The 24,030-nt window shown below is 49.1% G+C and carries 24 protein-coding genes; 4 read left to right on the plus strand and 20 right to left on the minus strand.

The genetic code is table 11. The features are described from left to right. Positions 1-152: 152 nt before the first annotated feature. Positions 153-632 carry a heme-degrading domain-containing protein gene (locus ABGV42_RS29015; protein WP_347384819.1) on the plus strand — a complete coding sequence of 160 codons (480 nt, stop codon included), beginning with the start codon at positions 153-155 and terminating at the stop codon, positions 630-632. Between the two features lie 70 nt (positions 633-702). Here the strand turns inward: ABGV42_RS29015 and ABGV42_RS29020 are convergent, their stop codons facing one another. From ABGV42_RS29020 to ABGV42_RS29115, 20 genes are all read right to left on the minus strand, one after another. Continuing rightward, the gene (locus ABGV42_RS29020) at positions 703-1,650 is read right to left on the minus strand and encodes a nucleoside hydrolase (protein WP_347384820.1); all 948 of its coding nucleotides are present in this window, start codon (positions 1,648-1,650) and stop codon (positions 703-705) included. Between the two features lie 245 nt (positions 1,651-1,895). After that, positions 1,896-2,300, minus strand: a complete 405-nt coding sequence (locus ABGV42_RS29025; RefSeq protein ID WP_347384821.1) for a DUF350 domain-containing protein — start codon at positions 2,298-2,300, stop codon at positions 1,896-1,898. Between the two features lie 15 nt (positions 2,301-2,315). Further along, positions 2,316-3,632: a glutathionylspermidine synthase family protein gene (locus tag ABGV42_RS29030; protein ID WP_347384822.1), complete on the minus strand. Its 1,317-nt coding sequence runs from the start codon at positions 3,630-3,632 to the stop codon at positions 2,316-2,318. 5 nt (positions 3,633-3,637) lie between these two features. Then, on the minus strand, positions 3,638-3,922 hold the full coding sequence (locus ABGV42_RS29035; protein ID WP_347384823.1) for a hypothetical protein: 285 nt from the start codon (positions 3,920-3,922) through the stop codon (positions 3,638-3,640). Next, complete coding sequence (locus tag ABGV42_RS29040; protein ID WP_347384824.1) at positions 3,923-4,456, minus strand: hypothetical protein; 534 nt, start codon at positions 4,454-4,456, stop codon at positions 3,923-3,925. A 189-nt stretch (positions 4,457-4,645) separates the two neighbouring features. Beyond that, positions 4,646-6,571, minus strand: coding sequence for a ribosomal protection-like ABC-F family protein (abc-f, locus tag ABGV42_RS29045; protein ID WP_347384825.1), 1,926 nt, complete (start codon positions 6,569-6,571; stop codon positions 4,646-4,648). Between the two features lie 97 nt (positions 6,572-6,668). Then, the gene (locus ABGV42_RS29050) at positions 6,669-6,830 is read right to left on the minus strand and encodes a hypothetical protein (protein WP_170948208.1); all 162 of its coding nucleotides are present in this window, start codon (positions 6,828-6,830) and stop codon (positions 6,669-6,671) included. A 114-nt stretch (positions 6,831-6,944) separates the two neighbouring features. Continuing rightward, positions 6,945-7,229, minus strand: a complete 285-nt coding sequence (locus ABGV42_RS29055) for a YesK family protein (protein ID WP_347384826.1) — start codon at positions 7,227-7,229, stop codon at positions 6,945-6,947. A gap of 193 nt (positions 7,230-7,422) precedes the next feature. After that, the gene (locus ABGV42_RS29060; protein ID WP_347384827.1) at positions 7,423-8,331 is read right to left on the minus strand and encodes a ketose-bisphosphate aldolase; all 909 of its coding nucleotides are present in this window, start codon (positions 8,329-8,331) and stop codon (positions 7,423-7,425) included. Positions 8,332-8,392: 61 nt separating this feature from the next. Beyond that, positions 8,393-9,484 carry a PTS fructose transporter subunit IIC gene (locus ABGV42_RS29065; RefSeq protein ID WP_347384828.1) on the minus strand — a complete coding sequence of 364 codons (1,092 nt, stop codon included), beginning with the start codon at positions 9,482-9,484 and terminating at the stop codon, positions 8,393-8,395. Positions 9,485-9,500: 16 nt separating this feature from the next. Then, positions 9,501-9,818 (minus strand): PTS fructose transporter subunit IIB, encoded by a 318-nt coding sequence (locus ABGV42_RS29070; RefSeq protein WP_347384829.1) that lies wholly within the window; start codon positions 9,816-9,818, stop codon positions 9,501-9,503. 62 nt (positions 9,819-9,880) lie between these two features. Continuing rightward, positions 9,881-10,345, minus strand: a complete 465-nt coding sequence (locus tag ABGV42_RS29075) for a PTS sugar transporter subunit IIA (RefSeq protein WP_347384830.1) — start codon at positions 10,343-10,345, stop codon at positions 9,881-9,883. Further along, positions 10,308-12,335: a BglG family transcription antiterminator gene (locus ABGV42_RS29080; RefSeq protein WP_347384831.1), complete on the minus strand. Its 2,028-nt coding sequence runs from the start codon at positions 12,333-12,335 to the stop codon at positions 10,308-10,310. Before ABGV42_RS29080 ends, ABGV42_RS29075 begins: the two co-directional genes overlap by 38 nt. A 256-nt stretch (positions 12,336-12,591) precedes the next feature. Beyond that, positions 12,592-13,590: a glycosyltransferase gene (locus ABGV42_RS29085; protein WP_347384832.1), complete on the minus strand. Its 999-nt coding sequence runs from the start codon at positions 13,588-13,590 to the stop codon at positions 12,592-12,594. Positions 13,591-13,607: 17 nt separating this feature from the next. Beyond that, on the minus strand, positions 13,608-14,573 hold the full coding sequence (locus ABGV42_RS29090; protein WP_347384833.1) for a phosphotransferase family protein: 966 nt from the start codon (positions 14,571-14,573) through the stop codon (positions 13,608-13,610). A 288-nt stretch (positions 14,574-14,861) separates the two neighbouring features. Then, on the minus strand, positions 14,862-15,803 hold the full coding sequence (locus ABGV42_RS29095; RefSeq protein ID WP_347385242.1) for a glycoside hydrolase family 113: 942 nt from the start codon (positions 15,801-15,803) through the stop codon (positions 14,862-14,864). 41 nt (positions 15,804-15,844) lie between these two features. Further along, positions 15,845-16,882, minus strand: coding sequence for a glycoside hydrolase family 130 protein (locus ABGV42_RS29100; RefSeq protein ID WP_347384834.1), 1,038 nt, complete (start codon positions 16,880-16,882; stop codon positions 15,845-15,847). Between the two features lie 23 nt (positions 16,883-16,905). Next, the gene (locus ABGV42_RS29105; protein ID WP_431523702.1) at positions 16,906-17,745 is read right to left on the minus strand and encodes a carbohydrate ABC transporter permease; all 840 of its coding nucleotides are present in this window, start codon (positions 17,743-17,745) and stop codon (positions 16,906-16,908) included. Further along, positions 17,742-18,629 carry a carbohydrate ABC transporter permease gene (locus ABGV42_RS29110; RefSeq protein ID WP_347384836.1) on the minus strand — a complete coding sequence of 296 codons (888 nt, stop codon included), beginning with the start codon at positions 18,627-18,629 and terminating at the stop codon, positions 17,742-17,744. The genes ABGV42_RS29105 and ABGV42_RS29110 overlap by 4 nt, the downstream gene beginning before the upstream one ends. A gap of 232 nt (positions 18,630-18,861) precedes the next feature. Further along, positions 18,862-20,175, minus strand: a complete 1,314-nt coding sequence (locus tag ABGV42_RS29115; protein ID WP_347384837.1) for an ABC transporter substrate-binding protein — start codon at positions 20,173-20,175, stop codon at positions 18,862-18,864. A gap of 222 nt (positions 20,176-20,397) precedes the next feature. On the opposite strand from ABGV42_RS29115, the gene ABGV42_RS29120 reads away from it, so the two are divergent. From ABGV42_RS29120 to ABGV42_RS29130, 3 genes are all read left to right on the plus strand, one after another. Next, positions 20,398-21,579 (plus strand): AGE family epimerase/isomerase, encoded by a 1,182-nt coding sequence (locus ABGV42_RS29120; RefSeq protein ID WP_347384838.1) that lies wholly within the window; start codon positions 20,398-20,400, stop codon positions 21,577-21,579. 2 nt (positions 21,580-21,581) lie between these two features. Next, on the plus strand, positions 21,582-22,766 hold the full coding sequence (locus ABGV42_RS29125; protein WP_347384839.1) for a glycoside hydrolase family 130 protein: 1,185 nt from the start codon (positions 21,582-21,584) through the stop codon (positions 22,764-22,766). A 202-nt stretch (positions 22,767-22,968) separates the two neighbouring features. Next, a complete protein-coding gene (locus ABGV42_RS29130; RefSeq protein ID WP_347384840.1) occupies positions 22,969-23,973 on the plus strand; it encodes a substrate-binding domain-containing protein in 1,005 nt (334 codons plus the stop codon). The last annotated feature ends 57 nt before the right edge of the window (positions 23,974-24,030 follow it).

The following is a 24,030-nucleotide window of genomic DNA, read 5'->3' on the forward strand; positions in this document are numbered from 1 at the left end:
TTTACCACAGCCAAAGTCATGTCTCCAAATGGGGCTGCTACGAAATGCAAGTTAGAGAGCGATTACATAACCAGCCTGTATCCGGAAGGGACCGCCCTATCCTACGTCGAATGTAGATATGAACTTACACATGTAAAGGGGCTGCTTGTAAATTGAATCTAACGATGATAGAGAGACTAAAGGAAATGCAGCAGGAAGAAAAGGATTTGGTATTTCGTACATTCGATTCTGAACTGGCACTAAAGCTTGGAATCCATCTGATTGAGGAGGCGAAACGCCGTTCACAGGCCGTAACCATCGATGTTACCCTCCGTGGCCATCGCCTGTTCCTACATGCGATGGAAGGCACCCATCCGGACAACGAGGATTGGATCCGGCGCAAAAACAACGTGGTAAACCACTTCTCCTCCAGTTCATGGCATACCGCTCTGCGTCTGCGCAGTGAGAATAAAACGCTTGAGCAGGATTTCGGTCTGCCCTCCTCTGACTTTGTACTGGCTGGCGGCGGCTTTCCATTGATTGTGGAGGGTCAGGGACAGATTGGCACAATTACGGTATCGGGTCTGCCCGATGAGGAAGACCACGACCTGGTCACCACCGGAATCCGTACCTTTTTGTCGCAGCAAGGCTAACTGAATATACGAAAATAGCCCACCTGATCCTTACCGAGCAGGTGGGCTTGTCGTGCCAAGATTTCTTGGTTCATTGAATAGCTGATAAGACATCCAACAGCAGGGATTTAAATTTCGGGCGATCGATGCCTTCGCATACGCGTACGTTGGGCTCTTTGCCGAAACGTCCGTTGATATCCACCACGCTGTATCCACGCGTCAGTTCTCCTGCGGCTTCCACATCCACGTAATATTGACCGGACTTCGTCATCAGCGATTCATCTGCTGCTACCGCCATCAGTAGTGTATCCGGGTGTGTGGTTCCATTCAGCTTATGTACTGACTTGTTGAACTGCATAACCACTTTGTTGATCGCTGTGAAGAAATCGGCTCCGGATGTTCCGAGCGCTGCAATTTCTGCATGGTCGTCATCATCCATAACGGAATATTGGGTACACATCTCCCAGCCAACCATCGTTGTTGGAATGCCGGCATGCAGTACAATTTTGGCAGCTTCAGGGTCAACGTAGAAGTTGTACTCCGCCGCTGGCGTAATGTTGCCCAGTGCATTATTCGTACCGCCCATGATATAGAGATGAGCAATCTCTGGAATAATCGTCGGGTCCTTTTGAATCGCCATCGCAATGTTGGTCAGGGGTGCAATCGCAAGAAGAGAGATCTCTCCGGGATTGGCATGCACTTTCTCAATGATAAAATCAACCGCGTGGCCGCTTTCGGGACGCTGATCTGCCTTGGGGAAATGCGCTCCGCCCATGCCATCGTCACCATGCACATCTTCCACCGTGCGGTGCTGAGCCTGCCCGTAGGCCATCAGCGGACGTTCGCACCCTTTGTACACAGGCACCTTGCCGCCATGTCCAGCAACCTGTACGGTGTACAGGGCATTTTCAACCTCTTGGTCAAATTGGACGTTACCGCCCGTAATCGTGATACCTTCCACTTGGAAGTGGTGCAGTGCTGTCAGGATCGCTATCGTATCGTCTCCTGCTGTATCTGTATCAATGATGACTTTTCTCATGATGCCGCGCTCCTTCTTCCGTTTGATATTCATTTAGAACGAACACATAAGAAATACACGCTTGCACTCCAAGCACAGAACAATCTTACGATCGCTGTTATCCTCAGATTTTTTTATACCTTCTGACAAGGTGAAAATCCGATGATAAAGGCGAACGCTTCGCTTCTCCAGATTTTTTCTGTCCTCTTCGTTCATGTGTAATTATTATATTCCCTCTAAATTATCATTTATTGCTAGGGTACATTTTACATCAAAAACGTACCGATGACGATGGAAACGCCGATGATAATGGAACGCAGCAGCTGTGCTACCGCCATATTGCCTCTTTCGATCTCCTCGCATACACGCATTTTGGGAATCAGGAAATCAAATATAATATAGACCAGACACAGAATAATGATTCCCAGCACAGACCACAGCAGCATATCCAGCCATGAATGCGTGGAGAAGGACACCATACCGACAATGATGCACAGTCCCAGCAGCTTACTGCCCATATACATGCCCGCCGCTTCGTTGCCTTTGGCGATTTCCTCACTATCGTTATACCGGGTCAGTTTGCTAAAAGCAAAATACCCACATACCAATACCACCAGCAGAATGCCGACACCCACCGCCACATTCAGCAGGTTCAATCCCAAATTATCCATTCCTACTCCTCCTCATCATCCAATACGTTCATTGACCGCAGCCGCACAATAATAGGCCATATCTCCGGTCACTTTCTCCCCGATTCGGGGCAGTACACCGGCAAAACGTCCACCAATGACAAACACGCCTGTAAGCAGATAGCCGCTATAATCCCCGTCCTCTGTCCGGATGCTTGCCTGTTCCATCGGAACCAGCTGCTGATAGATCTTGGGCTGGTTGTTATAATAGGCGGCAATTTCTTCATCCTCGTCCAGTCCTGCTCCTGACGCATTACTCTCCGTTCCTTCACCCAGCAGCAGCGTACCTCGGCCCTCACGGCCCCAATAGCTTTTCTCCACATAGGGTGTGGACTCCAGTTCAAAGGGTCCTGCTTCGAAATAGGTGGGCAGCAGATACCGCGAAATGGATTCGAGCTCCGCATTGTTGAACAGCCGAAAACCGCAGTACTCCGGCGTCTGTTCATTGCGCTCATAGAGTGACCAGATCGCAGCCATGAAGCCTTTGCTCTGCATCAGGACATGCTGTACGGGGTTCATCAGGCCAAGCCGCCCTTCCTGTACCAGCTCAAGCAGTGCGGCGCCAATGTCCACACCTGTTGTCTCATCCCGGTCATCAACGAGATACTCCAGCGGATACAGACGATACAGCAGCTGAATCTCATGTCCATCATGATATAGTGCATCACCGGGAACAATCTCGAGCTCCTCCAGAGGAGCATAGCGCACCTCATATCCGGCCTCCTGGCAGCGTTTCATCAGATACTCCGTATTGGTCCGATCCTCCACATGCTCACCAAATGAAGTAAATGTCACCGGCCCTCGCAGCCCCTGCTCGGCATAGGACTCGAGCCACCCGCGAAAACAATCCCGGATACAGGTATCCATATCTGCCGATGGCGCCCTGAAGGCCTTATCTTCAGCCATGCCTACCAAAATGCGCTCCAGAACAGCAGCTTCGGGTATGCCGGTAGGCGTGTCGGTATTATTTTCAATACACTTGAATCCGGCCTCACCGATAATCCAGTCCTGACGCGTGATGCCGCCAGTCACCGTCTCCATCCTTGCTGCTGCAATGAGCCCTGGATGAATACCCAGCTGCTGTTCCAGAAAGCTATCCGGCATGTACTGCTGGATAAACCGCATGACTTTGCAGTATATGCCGTCGATTTGTACAACTGCACGCTGCAATTCCTGCATCTCTTCCGGTGTATACAGGGTTAGTGAGGGTATGCAATATTGTTTGCCATACATCCGGTGATACGGGACATGCTGCCCGGCTTCGCCCGCAAACACCTCTTCGTGACGATATGGCAATGAGTGGATGTGCCTCATAATCTTTAGCCTCCCGAACTGCGGAAGAAGCTGCCAAAGCCGCTCGATTTGGACTTCGATTTACTATAGGAGCTGTCCTTACTACTACTGCTGCTGCCACCGTAAGAACCGCCATAATAATAATGCCCACTGCTGGAATCATACTCACAACCGGTGTCATAATCCGGGTCGCACTCGTCGTTGCTGCCGCAGCCCGACAACACCGCAGGTACGGCCAGCATCAGGGAAAAGGCAACCAGCTTCGCCTTTGATCCGGGTTTCGATGAATAGTGCCGCTCTTCTTCTGTCATTTACAGGTCAACCTCCTTCATAAAAAACAACACTTTCCGGCGATCCGCATCCAGCACGGAATACACGAATTCATACGTCATTCCGCTTCGAACCATATAATGGTCCAGCAGCCGTTCGGCGAGTTCCATCGTATACGAGGAGGAGTCTGCCAGTTCCAGCTCCTGAAACGTCTTTCCATTCCACAGCATGTACTCTGCGCTGTACATGGAGGACATTTTACACATGGCCAGTGCAGCGTCCGCAATCGCTGTACCGTAATCTGCTGGCATTTGGCTGTCGTACGCAGTCACATAGATCGCATGATCCCGCAGATCCTCGCACTCATTGGACAGGTGGGCCCAGAGTTTGTTTTTCATTAGGGTTGCATCCACCAGTTTGCGCATAAACAGTTCATCTCGGGTGACGGATACATGCTCCAGCTGCCCGGTCTCAGCCTGACGATCATCCGACCAGCTTCGATAAGTCAAAGCGTAATAGATAACGATAACCTCCCTTTTGTGTAGCTCTATGGTGAGCCGCTTCAAATCATACAAACGTATTTAACGCATGAGAAGGGAAAAAGTTACACTATTCCCTATGACATGTAAAAAAGAACAGATGACCCTGCGCCTTTTGAAACCTGCTGCATTTGTAATTAAGCCTGTATCCATGATCATGATCCAGAAATAAAAGAGGCCGGAGACAATCTCCGACCCCCGTTTATTCTGATTCCCGACTAACCATCACATCTCAGCCCACTGGGCCAGCATCTCGTTGTATTCACCCGACAGCTGCTCGCGCTCGTTCCACAGCTGTTCCAGCTCGGCAGAGCTTGCCTGCAATTCAAGCTGATGGTCAAGCTCCTGAATCTGTGCCTCAAGACGAGCCAGCTTCTGTTCGAGCTGCTCGGACGACTGTCTTTTCCCGGCTCCGCTCTCCCCTTGATGAGAAGCACGCTGATCCTTAGATCCGGCACTTTCGCGAGGCGGTGCTGCAATCGTAACGGCATGCTGACCTGCCGCACCTGCACGAGCTTGCAAATCAAGCTTTTTCTCCCGGTAAGCTTCATAGTCCCCGAGATAAGTGGTCATCTCCCCATTCTCCAGTTCCCAGACACGTGAAGCAATACGGTTCACGAAGTAGCGATCGTGAGAGATGGCTAGCACTGTACCTTCAAAGTCAACCAGCGACTCTTCCAGCGCTTCTCTAGAAGCGATATCCAGGTGGTTGGTTGGCTCATCCAGCAGCAGTACGTTTGGCTTACGATGCACCAGCAGAGATAACCGTAGGCGAGTCCATTCTCCCCCGGATAGCTGCCCTACCGAGCGGAATACGTCTGCCCCGTAGAACAGGTATCTGGCCAGAATGCCACGTGCTTCGCCTTCTTCCACGCCAGCCTCCAGACGGAAGTGTTCAAGTACGCTCAGTTTCGGATTGGAAGGCTCCTCTTGTTGGGCCAGATAGCCAACATCCACGCGTGCTCCCCATTCAAGCTGACCGGCAGACGGCTGCTCCTCTCCAAGCAGCAGCTTGAACAATGTGGTCTTGCCTGAACCGTTTCGGCCAATCAGGGCAATTTTGTCCCCGTATTCAAGCAGCGCTGAAACGCCGCGCAGGATCGGACGTTCTCCATAGGCCTTCTCCACCTGTTCGATCACCGCCACGCGGCGTCCCGTGCGGTCTGTAGGACGTACATCGAAATCAGCATTGCGCCGCTCCAGCACAGGCCGCTTCACCTGCTCCATCCGCTCCAGTGCTTTGCGCATCGAAGCGGCCCGTCGGAAGAACTTCTCATTCCCGCCAATGCGTCCCCATTCCTCCAACTGGCGGATCGTTTCCTTCATTTTCTTCATGACCTTCTGCTGCTCTTTGAACTCCTCAAATTGCTGCAGCAGCCGTTGTTCCTTCACCTTCATAAATTCCGTATAACCACCTGTTGACGTTTGCGCTTCGCCATCCTCCAGCTCCAGTGTCCGTGTCACCACCCGATCCAGAAAATAACGGTCATGGGAGATCAGCACAATCGTACCCGTATATTCCCGAAGAAAGCCTTCCAGCCATTCGACCCGCTCCAGATCAAGGTGGTTGGTCGGCTCATCCAGCAGCAGCAGATCAGGACGGACGATCAGCTGTGAAGCAAGCACGACGCGGGTCTGCTCTCCTCCGGAAAGGGAACCGAACCTCCAGCCGTAGTGTGTTTTGGCAATATCCAGACCGTCCGCCACCTGGTCAATCCGTGCGTCCATCTCATAGCCGCCCTCACGTTCAAACTGTTCCTGCAGGGCAGCATATCGTTTCAACAAACGTTCCAATTGGTCTGGATCAGCTGCATAATTCGGGTCAGACATCTGCTGCTCCATCTCTTTCATACGGCTGCGGCACTCCATCAGATCCTTGAATCCCAGACCGAGCACATCCAGCACCGTATAATCATCCAGTCCTTCGGGAACCTGGGCCACATAACCGATCCGTGTATCTTTCTTAATCATCAATTGCCCCTCGTCCGGCTGATTCAGCCGGGCCATCAAACGCATGAGTGTCGTTTTGCCGCTGCCGTTGCGGCCAATCAGAGCGACTTTGTCACCCTCCATAATTTCAAAGGTAATGCCGTCCAGCACCAGATGTGCTCCGTGGTATTGAGTCAGTTGTTGCGCACTAATGATCATCATAATAAGGTTCCTCCTATGGTATGGAAGATCCTGACCGCAACACAAAAAGAGCCGCAGAGGTTAGCTCCGCGGCCCTTCAGAATTCAAGCTTAATCGCTTATCGTCCGAATGAGGTCAAGGCAGGCATCTTCTCGCAATGGTTAACTTCCGTATATTCAAAATTGGACAGACTTCTCCCGTTGTAGCGAAAAGTGTGAACAATGCCAGCCATAGCAATCGGCAGCTGGCTAATACGGTTGTTAAGCATCTCGTGATTCACCTGTCTTCACCTCCCTTGTCATAATTAATGCCAATATATCACAGACGAATGCATTCCTGCAACCATTCCATCGGCCGAATTCATCCTTTGTACAGTCTACTCGTCCTATCCTAGTTAGTTCCTTCTGCGTCGCCGCATAACCACATCCACAATAATGATCGTAATCAGCGTGAGCAGACCAGAAGTCATGAGAGACACTCCTATTAGGGCATATCCAATCCCGTTCCAGCCGCCAATATCTACACTAATCATGATAATAGTTGCTCCGCCCAACACCGCCACACAAGGCAGAATATATTGGGCCCATGTCATCTGCCGACCTTGCAATCGATAGATGAGCCATCCAAAGAACAGCAATGCGATCCAAATAAGGAGTATCAATATAATAAGACCTTTCACTTATACGCCCCCTTCTCCTCCACACATTTCTCCAAATTAACACTGACGCTATATGTTCTGAATACGTGTAGAGTTTATCACATTATGAAGCCCTCCATTCACGATAAATCGAATTCGTGAATGAGGGCTTCAAGGAGGTTTCAAGATATGAAATTGGCATAGTTCTTATGGTGTCTTGTGCCTGCCAGCAGGCTCAGTAAAGGCTTACACTTTCAGCCTGGCGTTGTTCATAACGCAGTCCCTTGTATAAATCCGCTTTGCCGACCGAATTGAACAGATTCATTTTATAGCGAATGACGCTCTGGGCCTCGGCAATACATTCCGGATAAATGGCATTAGGGTCCCATAATTCCGTTGTGCTTAAAATTTCACGAGCTTTTTTGAAGTATGAATATTTCATATCGCTGGAAATATTGATTTTACAAATGCCCAGCTGAACGGAGTCCGAGACCTCCTGATCGGGGTTTGCGGATCCCCCGTGAAGAACGAGAGGAATGTCTACCAATTGATTGATTTCTCTTAGGATATCCATTTGCAGCTCCGGTTTAATATGTTTGGGATATATGCCATGGGCTGTACCGATGGCCACTGCCAATGTGTCGATACCCGTACGTGCCACAAAATCTTCCGCCTGAGCCGGATCCGTGTAAGTGACCACCGATACGCCGCCTTCGATAGAGTTACCGGTCTGCCCAATCGTTCCCAATTCCCCTTCAACAGATACGCCGACGGCGTGTGCAATCTCCACCGCTTGTTTTGTAATAGCCACATTGTCTTCATAAGGGAGCAGAGAACCATCAATCATGACGGAAGTAAATCCACACTTGATCGCCCGGATGATATCAGCAATGGACCCCCCATGATCGAGATGGATAACCAGTGGAACATGGCTGGCATGTGCACGCTGGCTGGCATATGCGAAAAATTCATCGGTCAAAAATTCAAGTTCCGTAGGATGGATGGCAATTATGGCCGGTGAATTGGAATGTTCCGCCTCCTCAATAACCGCTCTCAAAAATGTACTGTCCGCCACGTTAAATGCTCCTACCGCGAATTTGTGTTCTTTGGCTACCTTAAGCAATTCCTTCATCGTAATCAACATAAGTTCACATCTCCTTTGGATTGTATCAATTTAGTAGTAAGCGCTATCATCTTAGTGGGCCTTACTCAACTTTGAACACAATGTCATCGAAGCTTACGCTTTCATCTTCAGTGTCGTCGAATTCTTCATCCACGGCCGTTACTGGCTTCTTTAACAGAGATAAGGTTATTCCACAAATCCCCGTTCCAATGAGGAGAGCGGTCATAAACAGCCATGGATGCGTGAAGAGAGGTACAACGAATAATCCCCCGTGTGGCACTGGAGCCTCAACGCCCCAGATCATAATCAGTCCACCAGCTACCGCTGAGCCGATGACGCAGGAAGTCACCACCCGGATCAGGTCCCTTGCCGCAATCGGAATTACTCCCTCCGTAACCATACATATTCCCATTGGAAATGCGGCCTTTAACGATTCCTTTTCTGCTGCTGTATATTTGTTTCTCGTCAGGAAATAAGATAGGGTAATCCCCAGTGGTGGAATAATGGACCCCACAAACTTGACAGCCTCAGGCCCATAGATACCTTGGACCAACATTCCATCAGCAAACAGTGACATCGTTTTATTAACAGGTCCTCCGAAGTCAAAGGTAGCCATTAAGCCCAGAATGGCCCCGAGTGCAAATTTGGAACCCCCCTGCATCGATTCAAGCACATGGGTGAGGCTGCCTTGCAGCCAGACAATCGGCTGACCAATAACAAGGAAGATACATAAACCGGAAATCAACGTAGCCAGAAACGGAATAACGAGAACGGGCATTAATCCCTGCATGGACTTAGGCAGCTTCACATATTTTCGGATACCGAGAACGACATAACCCACCAGAAATCCTCCCAACATCCCACCGATGAATCCCGCTTGAATCTGACTGCATATAAAACCAACAATTAATCCTGGAGCAATTCCGGGACGGTCGGAGATCGAATAAGCAATCGCTGCGCAAATTAAAGGTACAACCAGCCCCATTCCCCAACCGCCGATCTGGTTAATCATATACGGAATGGTACCTTCCGCCTTACCCACATCGGCTCCTCCTAAAATTTGACCCAGCGCGATACACAGCCCTGAAGCAACGATCAAAGGAATCATGTAGGAAATTCCTGTTAACAGATGGCCTTTGATTACTGAACCTGCGTGATTGGATTTTGCGCTCATCGTCTCGCCTCCCTTTTTATGAGGATACCCCTAAAGACTGCTCCACCTTTTCAATGAATTTAATCGGGGCTTTAATGACCGTTTCGGTTTTCACTCGGATAACCCGTTTGCCTTTGAACCGTTCTTCTCCACCGATTTTGATATCTGCAGCCACAATGACAATATCAGCAGCTCTGATCTCTTCCCTGGAAAGCTCGTTTTCAGTTCCTATGGTGCCTTGGGTCTCCACTTTTATCTCATGTCCGCGGGCTTTCGCCCCTTTGATCAATTTTTCCTTGGCAATATACGTGTGGGCAATACCAGCAGTGCATGCGGCTACGGCTACAATGTTCATCAGTATCCCTCCAAATGATGTAGGTGTGCTCCCATTTTATTGAAAACCAGAATGGCCTTATTCTACGATACGCTCTCCCTACGGGCAAACAGCTCCATAATCTGGGCCGGATCAGGCTCATGCATCAAACGTTCCAATACCTCTTCATCAGCAAGCATACTGGCAACCTGGACCAACAGCTTCATGTGGGTTGTATTCCGGTCCACAAGCCGTACGGCAAACAAAATAACGACATGGACAGGTTTGCCGTCCAGGGTTTCCCATTCAAGTGGGTGTTCTGTCCGCCCGATGGTGAGCGAGGTTTTGAGGACAGCCGCCGATTTGCCATGAGGAATCGCAACATGATTCTCCAGGCCGGTCTGACCTTCTTCCTCTCTTAAATAAACGTCCTTGATAAACTCTTCCTTGGAGGAAAGGGCGCCATCCTTTTCCAGCAAATCTGCCAGTTCCTCGATGGCTTCATCCTTGGTTCTTGCTTTTAGATCCAGCTTAATCAACCGTTCGTTGATAATCTTGGTTATATCCATAATGGTCCTCCTCCTGGTCGTGCTTGGACTGTAATATCTCGACAAGCTCCAAAGGTGTAGTTACTCTCATGATCTGTTCATACATACGCCTGCACATCAACAAGCTCTGTATTTCTATCAGCAATTCAGTTATTGGTCCATCGTTAAAGAAAGCGATCACAATTTCCAGTCTGCTATTTTCCGATTCGCCTTGGATAATATTGAAACCAACAATCGGATTGACGTTTACATCACTGCGGATCAGGAAAACGGACAAACGTTTATTCAGCTTGGCCTCGGCAAATGTCCGGTTCTCCATGTTAGCGCCTGCGTGTTTGAGTATTGATGCAAGCAGCTTCTGACGGGACGCTGTCCCTTCTGTGGACTGTTCCTTCATATTCGTTTCAATCTGCAAATAAGATGGGTGAAAGTACGCCCCGAGCAGCGGAAACGAAAACACCTTGTTGTGATGTTGATTCAACTTCTCCTCGTTAAACTTGGCCTTGATTAAGCTGACATCCGTGTCATTTAAGAGCGCCGAGACATACACCACCGGCAGATCCTGATGCTCCAGTTTAACGGTAGATATGATCAGATCAATTTCCGTCCAATCCTCAATCCGGTTAAACCAGCTTGCCGAAATGACGTCAACAACTTCCCATTCGGGAAATGAACGATTGATCCGGTTTTTCAGCAAATGAGAGGTGCCTATTCCAGTAGAGCAGACCAGGATAACTCTTTTCTTTTTATTGTGTTTCTCAATGGATGCCTGAAAATAAAGTACCAGGTAACTTATCTCATCATCACTAAACGAATTCAATCCGCAGGCTTGGGCAATTGGCAGCATTCCCAGACGGACCAGAGAGAAGATCTCAGCATACGCCTTGCGTATATCCTCCAGCAGAGGATTATTAATGGAAATGTTGTATTTTAGACGGTTCAGCATCGGTTTGAAATGAATAATCAGACCCTTGTACAACTGTTCGTCTGTTGTGAGGTCACATCGGATCATACCGGATACGGTCTGAATCAATTCCTTGACCATCGCTTTGGACTCCGGACAAGCTTTGTCCATCAGACCTGACAACTCAAAGTTAAGGGACGGGACACTCATTCCTGATGAAATCAGATATTGATAAATGAAATAGATCTCTTCACTTGGCAATTTCAATCCGTATTGTTCCCTGATCCTTTCGGCCATGGCTTTCGCGATGGAATGTACATTTGGGTCCGTTACTGGATGATCGGGAATGCCATCAGTCAAGCGAATTACCTTGCCCCTCTTCAGTCTGCGGATACAAATCAGCAGGTGAGTCAGCATGTTGATGTAATATGGGTCGCCTATGGTATATCCTAATTGTTGCTCGGTCTCTTCCAGAATGCGTTGAATCCCTTCTACCGGACCCGTGCCAAAATGATTTATCAATTCACCCAGTGTGTTGCCATCAATTCGGGACTCATGCTCTTGTTCTTCCTTCCGATCTTCACTCACAAGTTCATGAATCAGAGAAGCCATGGCTTTGCGGATATCAATCTCCGAACCGATCAGACGGGTACCGAGCTGGCTTTTTTCCAATCGCAGCTGAAAGGGTTCAATTCTTTCTTCAATCGCCTTGAGATCATTCACAATCGATGCTTTGCCAATAAAGTATTCTTCTGACAGCTTGTTAATCGAGGTTTCCTCAGGAGAATCATATAATAAATTCGTCAATATTTTGATTCTCCTCGCCTCTACGGAAAGGGTCATCACCACCTTTTTTCCCGGAATCCATTGCGTCCTCCTCAGCTCCATCGTCTGTTCCTGAGTTAAAGCCAGCGCAATACCTGTTCCCGGCTTCCGTTCGAGGCGAATCCCGCGAATATCCAAATTGTGTTCCAAGGCGTTTAATTCCCTGTAAATCGTTTTTTCGGACCAGTTCATGTGACTGGCTATTTCTTTGACCGGAACGAAATCCCTACGCTCCAATAGAAAATGCAAAATCTGATATTCTCTCGCAGACAGCGCTTTCATTTGGGAATCACTCCTTCCTTACGCTCACAGCATAACACCCCTATTTTTTTTGATAAATACTAAAATATGTCCATTTCATTCGGGTCAAAATAATATACCTCCTGTTCAAACCACATTGTGACATCCGTTTATTCCAACGCAAAAAGGCTTCTATTCGGGCCTCAACCCCCGATCAGAAGCCTTTATCTCCGTTTCTATCCATCGCATGGAATCGCTCACCGGAACCCGGCACAGTTCACCCCTGCACCTAAACGGGTTACCCCAGCCAGCGAGAGAAAAATTCCCGATATCCCTCTTTCATGATCGTACGGGAGAACGCACTGAACGCATACTCCCGGTTGTCCTCCGATACACTGCGCGGGGCTGCCGCAGCCATGTTCACCAGTTCAAACCAGTTATCCTCATTGCCTGCAAAGGCATGCGTAGAACGAATATGACCGTAGCACGCATGCTCCGGCTTCACGACCATTTTACCCATGGCCATTGATTCCGTCAGGGGCATCGCAAATGTATCAAACGCAGAGCAGCTCCAGTATACCTTGGCCGAGTTCATCAGGGTAAATACCTCATCCTGGGTCAAGGCAAACTGAAGTTTTACATTGTCCGGAATATCATACTTCTTCATGCTCTCCTCGTAACGCCGTCCGCCAAATACCATGTACACTTCCTTGTCCGGGTTCTGCCGGGCATACTCCAGCACCAGATCGGGACGGCGATTCGCTTCATCCCGGCCGATCCAGAGCACACGGTTATGCACGACCCGGCTGGGGTCATAATGGCGGTGCGCCAGTTCCTCATTGAAGCCGATCGGGATAACGTTCACGTCATGTACGCCGAAGTTGCGGCTAAGTTCTGTTTTCAAAAACTCAGTCTGTACAATGGCTTTATCCACCATGGTATAGAATGGCTTCATCATCTCATAGCCCGTCAGTGCCGGGTCAGGGAAGCTATGCGGGAACAATACACTCTTCGGGAGAAACATCTTGAGGAACGTAAACCCGGACACCGTGTAGATGACATGCTCTATATTTTGGCTGTAAATCTGGTCAAGCACGATATCATAATTCACCAGGTCGCCTTTCTCATGCTCATAACCCGGCAGCCAGTCGTACCCGCTCACATGGCGCTCCGGCGATATGAACACAATATCCACCCCCAGCTCCAGACCAATCTGCTTCAGGCGATCGGCGAATACGCGCGGCCCCTGTGCTTCGGTAAATTGAATTTTACGCATAACGAGTCCTACTTTGCGCATGCTCTGTCCCCTCATTTCTATTCCGTAAATAGCTGGTTCATACACTGTTCCAGCGTTGCTGCCGTTTCCCTCCACTGATTGCGCAATTGCTCCTCGGGCCATACACAGTCTGCCTTTTTCAGATCAGCATCAATCAAACGCAGCATCCAAAGGGAGAACACAATGGCATATGCGTCGTACCACCTTTTGAAGGAAACCCTCTGGAACTGCTTTCCGCGGCGCTCCGATTCGTCCAGATACATCCGAATGATCCGCTCCCTAATCTCTGGTGTAACGAGTCTCGGAAAAAGCGGATGAGACAGATCCACCAAATGGTATAGGTCCCAGAGGGGCGTATTCAGATGTGCATGTTCCCAATCAATAATGACCAGTCTGCCACTCACATCGGCCATATTGCCGGGATGCAGGTCTCCGTGACAAAGGACAACCGGAAGCTCTTTTTCGGCCGTTTGAATAAGCATCCTGATCTCGTCCCAATCGGATACAGACAGTGCCATTCCCAGCTTGGACAGCAAATCATCCGTTGATTCCTGCGAATCCCGGAGTTCAAGCAGCATATCCCCAATGGATGGCTTCTGGCCCACACGCGGCAGCTCGTCCCAATGGGATGCCCAGAGTGTGTGCCATTCCGCCATATGTACAGCCGCGGACAGCATCGTATCTTCCTGCAGCTGATGCACAAGCGGCCCAAGGTCCTCGTATATCAACCAGCTCTGTTCCGGGGCGATTTCTTCCTCAGACGAAGCCATTAGCTGCGGATAGATAGATGGCAGCAAGGACAGAACATGCAGGGATATCCACCGTTCACGCCCATGCTGTCCAGGATTCGTGAGTGGTTTGAAAATGTAACTCTCCCCGGTATGGACCGTAAATCGCTCCACATACCTGCCATTCATCCCCTTGTAGAGCCGCTCCCGGCTGGTTATTGATTGTTCATTCAATGTCCCTTCAGCTGTGACCCAGCCATGCGCACGTTCGTTCATGATCAACACCGTCCATTCTTTCCGTGCCTGTTCAATGATATGTTCTATCCATCATACGTTGCCGCGCACAAGCCCGCAAGCATGAAACAGAGTCTTTTTTGCCTGCCAAAAGCGACAACTTGAGCTGATAACCGGAGACTTGAATACCCGATCCATCTTGGCAGTGAAAATGAAAAAGATACTGCGTGCTTGAAGCACAGCAGTATCTTGGGAATGAATATAACCATTTTCAATATGACCCTAACATTTCATCCATCTTACAACACGTAACTTTCCAGCTTGGACAGCTTAAATTTCCACAGCTACACCTTCATAAAAACGGCGAATAACCTTCTCGGCCGGCTTGCCGTATACACCATAACCGTCATCGATCAGCGCATCCTGCTCATCATGCAGGTGTGCGCTCCAATCCCACAGACCGAATCCGCGGACCCAATCACGCTGACTGGCATGCCGGAACATCGCTTCATAGAAACGTTCCTGTTCTTCGGCACTCACTACGCCCACAAGCCCCCAATCGTTCGGCACCTGCGCCGAACCGCTGCGGCTGGGACACCCTGCTTCCGCGAAGAAAAACGGTTTTCCGTAAGGGGCAATCTCCTGTTCGATGCGGTCCAGCTGCGCTTCCCAATCTCCGATGGGATAATATCCGCTCGATGAAATCACATCCACCGCATCCCACCATTTCACATGACCTTCCTGATACTTGTCCGTATTGTACGACACGAGTCCGGAGTATACTTCACGTACAGCTGCAATCACTTCGCGCCATTCCTCACTCCGACGCTCGGACTGTACCATCTCGCAGCCAACGATGAACATCTCGCATCTCTCCTGCTCCGCAATGGCTGCATAGTGCTTTTGATATTGGGTGTAACTGTGGAACCAGTCCTTCCACTTCGGCTCACACGGCACATCAATATCAAAGAAGTTAATGTGTGCACGCCATGTGCCATCAGTGCAGTTGACGGTCGGCTTCAGGATGACACGCAGCCCTATCTTGCGGGCATAACGGATCATCTCAACGAGTTCATCATCTTCCACCATATGCTCACCCTGATATTTGACCTCTACAGCCTGTGGATGATCCTGATGTGCCGCCAGTGCAAAAATGACATGCGAACTGCCTGTTCGCTCAGCCATCAGCCGCAAGGATTCTTTTGCTTCCGGCTTGCGGAAGTCTCCCTTGCCACTCATCCAGCCAAATGTAAATCCCTTGATGTACTCCATATGCATTACGCTGTGGGCCCCTTTCCTCACTAAAACTTCAATTACAATTTGCCTACTACGCGGTCTCCGGCGATTACCTCGTCGGTCTCGATAACATAATTCACGATCTCTTCGACGGTTGTATAAGCCACGCCAACATACGTATCTGCAGCTCCATAATAAATAGCGATCCGTCCTGTCTCCGCATCTTGCAGTGTGGCACACGGGAAGATGACATTATCGACGAACCCCTGCTCCTCATACCATTTCTCAGGCGTCAGCACGAAGTTCGAGGAACGATATTTCACTTTCGAAGGTTCATCCAGATCCAGAATGACCGCACCCATGCTATAGACAAATCCATTGCACGTTCCGGTTACGCCGTGATAAAACATAAGCCAGCCTACGGACGTTTCGATGGGGGCAGGCCCGCCGCCGATTTTGACCGATTGCCACCAGCCCTGACCGCCTTTGCTCATGACATGACGATGTTTGCCCCAGTACACAAGATCCGGACTTTCGCTCAGAAAAATATCTCCAAACGGCGTATGTCCGCTATCGCTTGGTCTGGACAGCATGACGTAATTGTCATTGATTTTGCGAGGGAACAACACGCCATTGCGGTTGAACGGCAGCATTGGATTTTCGAGTCGGACAAACGTTTTGAAATCATCCGTCTTCGCCAGACCTAGTGCGGCGCCGTAAAAATCGGTACACCAGATGATGTAATACGTATCTTCGACCTGGACCAGACGCGGGTCATACGCATAGTTCGGCATGAATGGATCACCGTTCTCATCCACAAAGGCAATGCGTTCTTCTTCAATCGTCCATGATAATCCGTCTGCACTTGATCCCATATGCAGATGCGGGCGGCCATTGACCGTTTCGGCGCGGAACACGCCAATGAATTTCCCTTCATACGGAATCACGGCACTGTTGAAAATGCGGGCTACTCCCTTAACTGGGTTACGAGGAATCACCGGATTTGCGGAATGTCTCCATACCGGGCCTTCTGTTCCCTCCGGTTTAACTTCCCAAGGCATATTCGGCAATGCATTCCCAATAATCTGTACACTTTTCTTATCGATAACGGTCATCGTTTCATTTCTCCCTTCGTATTTTATTTAACGGAGCCTTGTGCGAAGCCATTGTAAATGTACTTCTGCAGCAGCAGGAAAATGATCATCGTTGGAATGATGGCAATCATGATACCGGCGCTAATGACCTCCCACTGCGATCCGAATGGCCCCTTGAATTTGAACAGGGCCGTGGATATGACCTGCAAATCGGTCTTTGGCATGTATAGGAACGGCGTGTAGAAATCGTTGTAGATGTTAACCCCTTTTACGATGATGACCGTAACAATTGCTGGTTTCAGCAGGGGCAATATGATTTTCCAGTAGATCGTGAAGTAGGAGGCACCATCCAGCATGGCGGATTCATCCAATGCGTTCGAGATGGAACCCAGGAACTGGAGGAAAATATAAACCGCGATGATATCTGTACCCAGGTACATCACAATGGCTGCCCAGCGGGTGTTGAACAGATCCAGCGCGTTGATAATCTGGAATGTGGCGACCTGCGTTGTGACACTCGGAATCAGGGTAGCGAGCAGGAACGCAGCGACCATGATTTTTTTGCCTTTAAACTTGAAACGATCCAGCACATAGGCAATCATGGAACCCGTTAGGGTAGCGCCTATAATGGAGATAATCAGGATAATTATTGTATTTTTGAATCCGACCAGCATGTTGCCATCCACAAAAGCCTTGGTATAGTTCGCAAAATTTAGCCAGTTGGCTGGCGGGGCAAGGGGACTGCTGGTCGCATATTCAGCATTGGTCTTGAGGGATGCAAACAGCACAACGACGATGGGTACCAGCGCAATGAACGCTGCAAGAATGAGTGAAGCATATTTGAATATGCCCGCCAGGGTGTATTTGAGTTGATGCACGTTCATTCCTCCCCTTTCATGGTGACACGCTGAACGAGTGTAACAAGAATGACGATGAACAGCAGCACAACGGCCATTGCCGATGCCAAGCCCAGCTTGCCGTACTTAAATGCCAAGTGGACGGTCTGGATGACAAAGGTCTCACTTCCGTTGGAGCCGTCGGTCATAATGTATGGAATATCGAACGCACTGATTGCGCCGCTAATCGCCAATATTAGGTTGAGTTGCAGGATACGCGTAATGCTCGGCAGGATGATGTGGCGGAATTGCTGCCAGCGATTGGCCCCGTCAATATCTGACGCTTCATAGACATCCTTTTGTATTGAAGAGATTGCACCCAAAAAAATGATGAAGTTGAAGCCCATGTATCTCCATACAGATGCACCTGCGAGCGACACGTTAATAATATTCGGATTTCCCAGCCAGAGCTGGGTATACTGCCCAAGTCCAACGGCCTGCATAAGCGTGTCGAGGGTGCCGTCCGGTTTGAAGAAAAAGAGGAAGATAAATCCGATGGCTACGCCATTGAGCAGATACGGGAAAAACAATATGCCCTTGAAAAAGTTTTTGCCGCGGATTTTGAAGCTCAGAATCGTTGCAAAGTAGAGGGCCAGGCCCATTTGTACGAAGGTGGCAACAAAATAGTACAAACTGACAATAAACACTTTAAAATACTCAGGGTCACTGAATATCCGAGTGTAGTTTTCAAATCCAACATAATCGAATCTTTTGCTGTACCCGTTCCAATCGGTGAAGCTGTATTTGAACATGTTAATGACAGGCAAGTATGCAAACGTGAACAGCAGTGCCAGCGGAATAATCGAGAAGGCACAGATGATAAATATGCGTTGCGCTGAATAGCCCCAATTTGAAACCTTTAAGTATTTCATGCTCTCCACACCTCCAAGCGGTTCTGCCGCCTTTATATCGAAGGACTTCCGTCCAATTACGCTGGATAATCAATCACCGAAGGTGGCATTTTGCATCCTGCATTCTGATGCAAAATGCCTTATGAAAAGGGAAACCCCTTCACCCCTCAGCCCGTTTTCGCAGCATCGCAGTACGTCAACAGTAGTCAGATATACGCATTGCATCTACAACGATGTATCCGCTGCAATCTGTTTACTTCGTAAGTTCTGCCCGCGCTTTCACCCATTTGTCATTCAGGTCCTTCATGATGTCGTCATATGATTCGCTGCGGTTACCGATGGCTGCTTCGATAATGCGTTTCTTAAAGTCAGGCTGCCAGAGGCCGATCTCACCTTCGTTGTCGATTTTGTCAACCAAGCCTTCCTGTCCTTCTTTGGCAGGAGTTAATGTGGAGAATGTAACGTCTTTGTATTGATCCAAAATCGGTGGCAGCTCGGCGTTTTTGTCTGCGCTCATGCCTCCGCCTTGCTCAACTGCATAGTTTGATTTCGCGAGGAACCAGTCAATCCATGCTTTAGCAGCAGGTTTGTTCTCGCTGTTCACGTTCATGCCGATGTTATAGTCTGCAGCGAGCGGAACGACCACATCGCTTGCATTCGTAGGAAATGGCAAGAATCCGATATTATCCGGTGTGTCCGTCAAACCCTGGATTTGCGTAATCGCCCATGATCCAAGCGCCATCGTTGCAATTTTGCCGTTCGCAAGGTCTGCTTTGGAGCTTTCCCAATCGGTTGTGGTTGGATCTTTCTCGATCAGACCATTCTTGGCTGCATCATAGAGCACTTTGTACAATTCATAGTGCGGCTTGCCAGCCACAAAGTTTTCATCCGTGTTCGGCTGCTCAATGTTAACGTAGTCCACGCTGCCTGCAACCGTCGGCAGATCGGATTCCCACTGCGTCAAAGCCCAACCGGACGCATAGTTGGTGTACAGAGGAATTGCATCCGTATTGTCTTTCACAAGTTGGAGTGCTGCCTGGAACTGCTCAGGCGTTTTTGGCACTTCCGTAATGCCAGCATCCTTAAATACCTGTTTGTTATAGATAATTCCAGAGAACGTGATAACCGTAGGGATACCATATACCTGGCCATCCACCATACGTTCTTCAATTCCTGTGTACTTGTCTTTCAACTCATCGTACGTACCCAGCGGTTCAAAAAAGTCCGGGATATCGGCAATAGGTACGCTGGTTGGAATCATCAGTACGTCCCCATAATCTTTGGTGCTCATACGGATTTTCACTTGTCCTTCATAGTCGGCCAGTGCCTGGAAGTTCACTTTGACATCAGGGTACTCCTTATTGAACTCTGCGGCGTAATCTTTGAATACGGTATCAACAATATCCGTACGCTGCGTTAAAACGGTGATTTCACCCTTGATATCCGCAGGATCTGTGCTGATTTCCTCCCCTGCTTGTGAAGAACCTCCTCCAGAAGAGCAAGCTGCGAGCAGAGAAGTAATCAGCAGCATGGTAAGCAGAAGCATCCAGCCTTTGTTTTTTCTCAATTGATTCGACCCCTTTTCTAAGTTAATTTAAGTTATCGTTAAGGTTACAAAATGAATTTTATTATGGTAACGCTTACCTGTCAATTAAATTATTTATTACTTAACAAAAAGTTTTTCTCGCAGGACTCGTTGACAATGTTTATATCCAACACTAATATTATTTAATAAAGTTACCGATAACCTAATCGTATCTGATCCTGTACCTCAAAGGGGCGCTTACTTATGACTCACATCAATGACATCCGGACTGAAATAAAAGAACACTGGGAAGGACATATTTTGCCATTTTGGTCTGCCCTCAAGGACGATAACCACGGCGGATTCTACGGCTGGGTCGGCAATGATCTTCAGGTCAACCCGCTCGCTCCGAAAGGCGGAATCGCCACGGCAAGACAGCTGTGGTCTTTTGCAGCAGCCTACCGGGTGACCGGAAATGAAATCTGGCGCGATCATGCAGAGCATGCTTACCGCTTTCTTACAGACCATGTCCTTGATACGGAATATGGCGGCATGTATTGGATGGTGGATGCCAACGGAGAACCACTGGATACAAGCAAACATGTATATACGCAATCCTTCGGTGTGTATTCACTCAGCGAGTACTACCGCGCAACAGGGGATACCTCTGCATTGGAATTAGCGAAAACGCTTTTTGTCCTGATTGAGGATCAAGGCCTGAATGCCGAATTGCCTGCCTACAAGGAACAATTCGATCGCTTCTGGAATGAACAGCCAAATGAAATGCTGAGCGAAAACGGCGTAATTGCGGATTACACGATGAATACGCATATCCATGTGCTGGAGGCCTACACCACCCTCTACCGAGTGTGGCCGGATCAACAGGTGAGGGCGGCGCTGGAACGCCTGCTCGGCATCTTATATGAACGGGTGTATAACAAGGACACGAAGTTCCTCGGTGTATTTTTCAACAAGGAATGGGAATCCATTATTGATCTGAAATCTTTCGGTCATGACATTGAAGCCAGCTGGCTAATCGACGAGGCTCTGAACGTGTTGGGTCTGGATCAACACCCCGAGTATTCGGCGATGGTTACGGATATCGCCTATAACATTTCCAATGTGGCCGTACAGGCCGATGGCTCCCTTATGAATGAACAAGAGGGAAACCATGTGGATGAGAAACGGATATGGTGGGTTCAGGCTGAGGCAATGGTCGGCTTCTACAATGCCTATCAGCGTACAGGTGATCCTTTGTTTTTGGAGAGAGTGAACCGCTTGTGGACATATACGCAGGAACATATTATCGATCATCGTGCTGGCGGGGAATGGTACTGGTCGGTAGATGGGGATGGCATACCGGATCATAGCGAAATCGCCGGACCGTGGAAATGCCCGTATCACAACAGCCGATTCTGCATTGAACTAATCGAGAGGATGGGATAACGATGATACACCCAAAGTACAAGGAATTATTGGAGCAACAGGAACTGCTGCTTACACGCCAAAATGAAATCGATCCTTCATTCTACAACGGCGTTTACGATCGGTATCGTTATCCGGTGATTACTCGCCATCATGTGCCGCTTCATTGGAGATTTGATCTGGATGAAACGACCAACCCTCATTTTATGGAGCGTCTAGGCATTAACGCTACGCTTAATCCGGGGGCCATTTACTTCAATGGCAAATACGTGATGGTCATCCGAACCGAGGGACTGGACCGCAAATCATTCTTTGCTCTGGCTGAGAGTGACAACGGCATCGACGGATTCCGCTTCACAGGCAAGCCATTAGTGTGGGAAGACATCGATGCCGAAGAGACTAATCAGTATGATATGCGATTGGTTCAGCATGAAGATGGCTGGATCTACGGCATCTACTGCTCTGAGCGCAAAGATCCGGAAGCTCCGGCGTTCGATACGTCAAGCGCGGTGGCTCAGGCAGGACTTGTGCGCACACGCGATCTGGTTAGCTGGGAGCGTCTGCCCAACATTACCACAAGTTCACCACAACAGCGGAACGTCGTGCTGCACCCGGAGTTTGTAGATGGTCAATATGCATTCTACACACGTCCGCAGGACGGATTCATCTCCACCGGCAGCGGCGGCGGGATCGCCTTCGGTCTGTGCAGTGACATTCTGAATCCGGTCATTGCAGAAGAAACCATTATCGATGAACGCAAATACCATACCGTATACGAAGTGAAAAATGGTCAGGGCCCTGCACCGCTCAAGACGGATCGCGGCTGGATTCACATTGCCCATGGGGTACGCAACACGGCGGCGGGTTTGCGTTATGTACTATACACATTCGCCACGGATTTGAATGATCCGGCACGAATTATCGCCAAGCCGGGCGGGCACTTCATTGCGCCTTATGACGACGAGCGTGTAGGCGATGTGTCCAATGTTATTTTCTGCAACGGTGCGGTAGTCAATGAACAGGGCAAGGTCTTCATCTATTACGCATCCAGCGATACCCGCTGTCATGTGGCCACAACGACGCTTGATCAACTGGTTGATTACACCTTCAATACCCCGGCCGATCCGTATCGTTCCTTGGATTGTGCCAACCAGCGTGGTGACCTGATTGAGCGGAATGAGAAGCTTTTGCAAAACCAAATGGCTTAGAATGGATGAATATATCCTTCGGCGCAAAATGCAGCATGCTGAAAATTAGCGCAGGTTTGCCGGAATTTCTTTATTCCATGTGGGTAACGATGTATACTAATATGGATGGTGATTATGGTTAAGTAAGCGCTAATCATAATGACAGCACATTGTATTTAAACCGGCTTGAAGGAGGCGACCAAAGCTGAAGAACAATATCACCATGCGGGATATCGCCGACAAGCTCGGAGTTAGCAGTGTGACGGTCTCGAAGGCATTAAATGACAAAGATGGCGTCAGTGGCGAATTGAAGGAAAAAATTAAAGTTCTTGCCGTCCAGATGGGTTACCGGTACAATGCCGCGGCCCGCTCGATGAAGGAAGGCCTGACTCATAATATTGGCGTTATTATCCCGGAACGTTTTACCGGACCTACACAATCGTTCTACGTTCGTGTGTTTCAGCGCATCACCAAGCATTTGGAGGACCAGGGGTACTATGGTATTCTCCATATTTTGAACGGTCAGGACGAAGAGGAATTAACACTGCCCAAACTATACAGCGACAGCAAAGTGGATGGTTTCATTGTGCTTGGGCAGGTCAGCAAAGAGTATATCGAGCTGGTACAATCGATGGACGTTCCCAAAATGTTTCTCGATTTCTACGACGAGCACTCTGATATCGATTCGGTCGTTACCGATAACTTTTACGCTGCTTACGAGCTGACCAATGTTCTGATCCAGCAGGGACACCGCCGAATTGCTTATGTGGGGAATCTGTACTCTACAAGCAGCATTCAGGATCGATTCCTCGGATATTACAAATCATTGCTGGAGCATCGGTTGCCGATGAATCAGGATCTTGTGCTTAACGACCGTGATGAGCGAGGTACGTTTATTGAGATCGATCTGCCAGAGCAGCTGCCGACCGCTTTTGTATGCAACTGTGATCAGGTCGCTCATTTGCTCGTTCAGAAATTGACCTCGTTGGGGATACAGGTACCTGCACAATGCTCCGTGGTTGGGTTCGATAACGATATCTATGCGACCCTCTCCGATCCTCAATTAACCACGGTTGAAGTCGATGTGGAGCAGATGGCGCGCACGGCGGTTCAATCCATGCTCAAAAAGATTGATAACCCAAGTCGCAGCTTCGGCCGAGTGCATGTGAAAGGCAATATCATTTACCGTGATTCGGTGAGTGCTGCGCCTGCCTCCTCGGATCATTGATGGGTTCAACTAAAAACTCCTGTTACTTAAAAAGAGTGCTCCCGGCCATGGTGGCTG

It is taken from the genome of Paenibacillus pabuli (assembly GCF_039831995.1).
Taxonomy (GTDB): domain Bacteria; phylum Bacillota; class Bacilli; order Paenibacillales; family Paenibacillaceae; genus Paenibacillus; species Paenibacillus pabuli_C.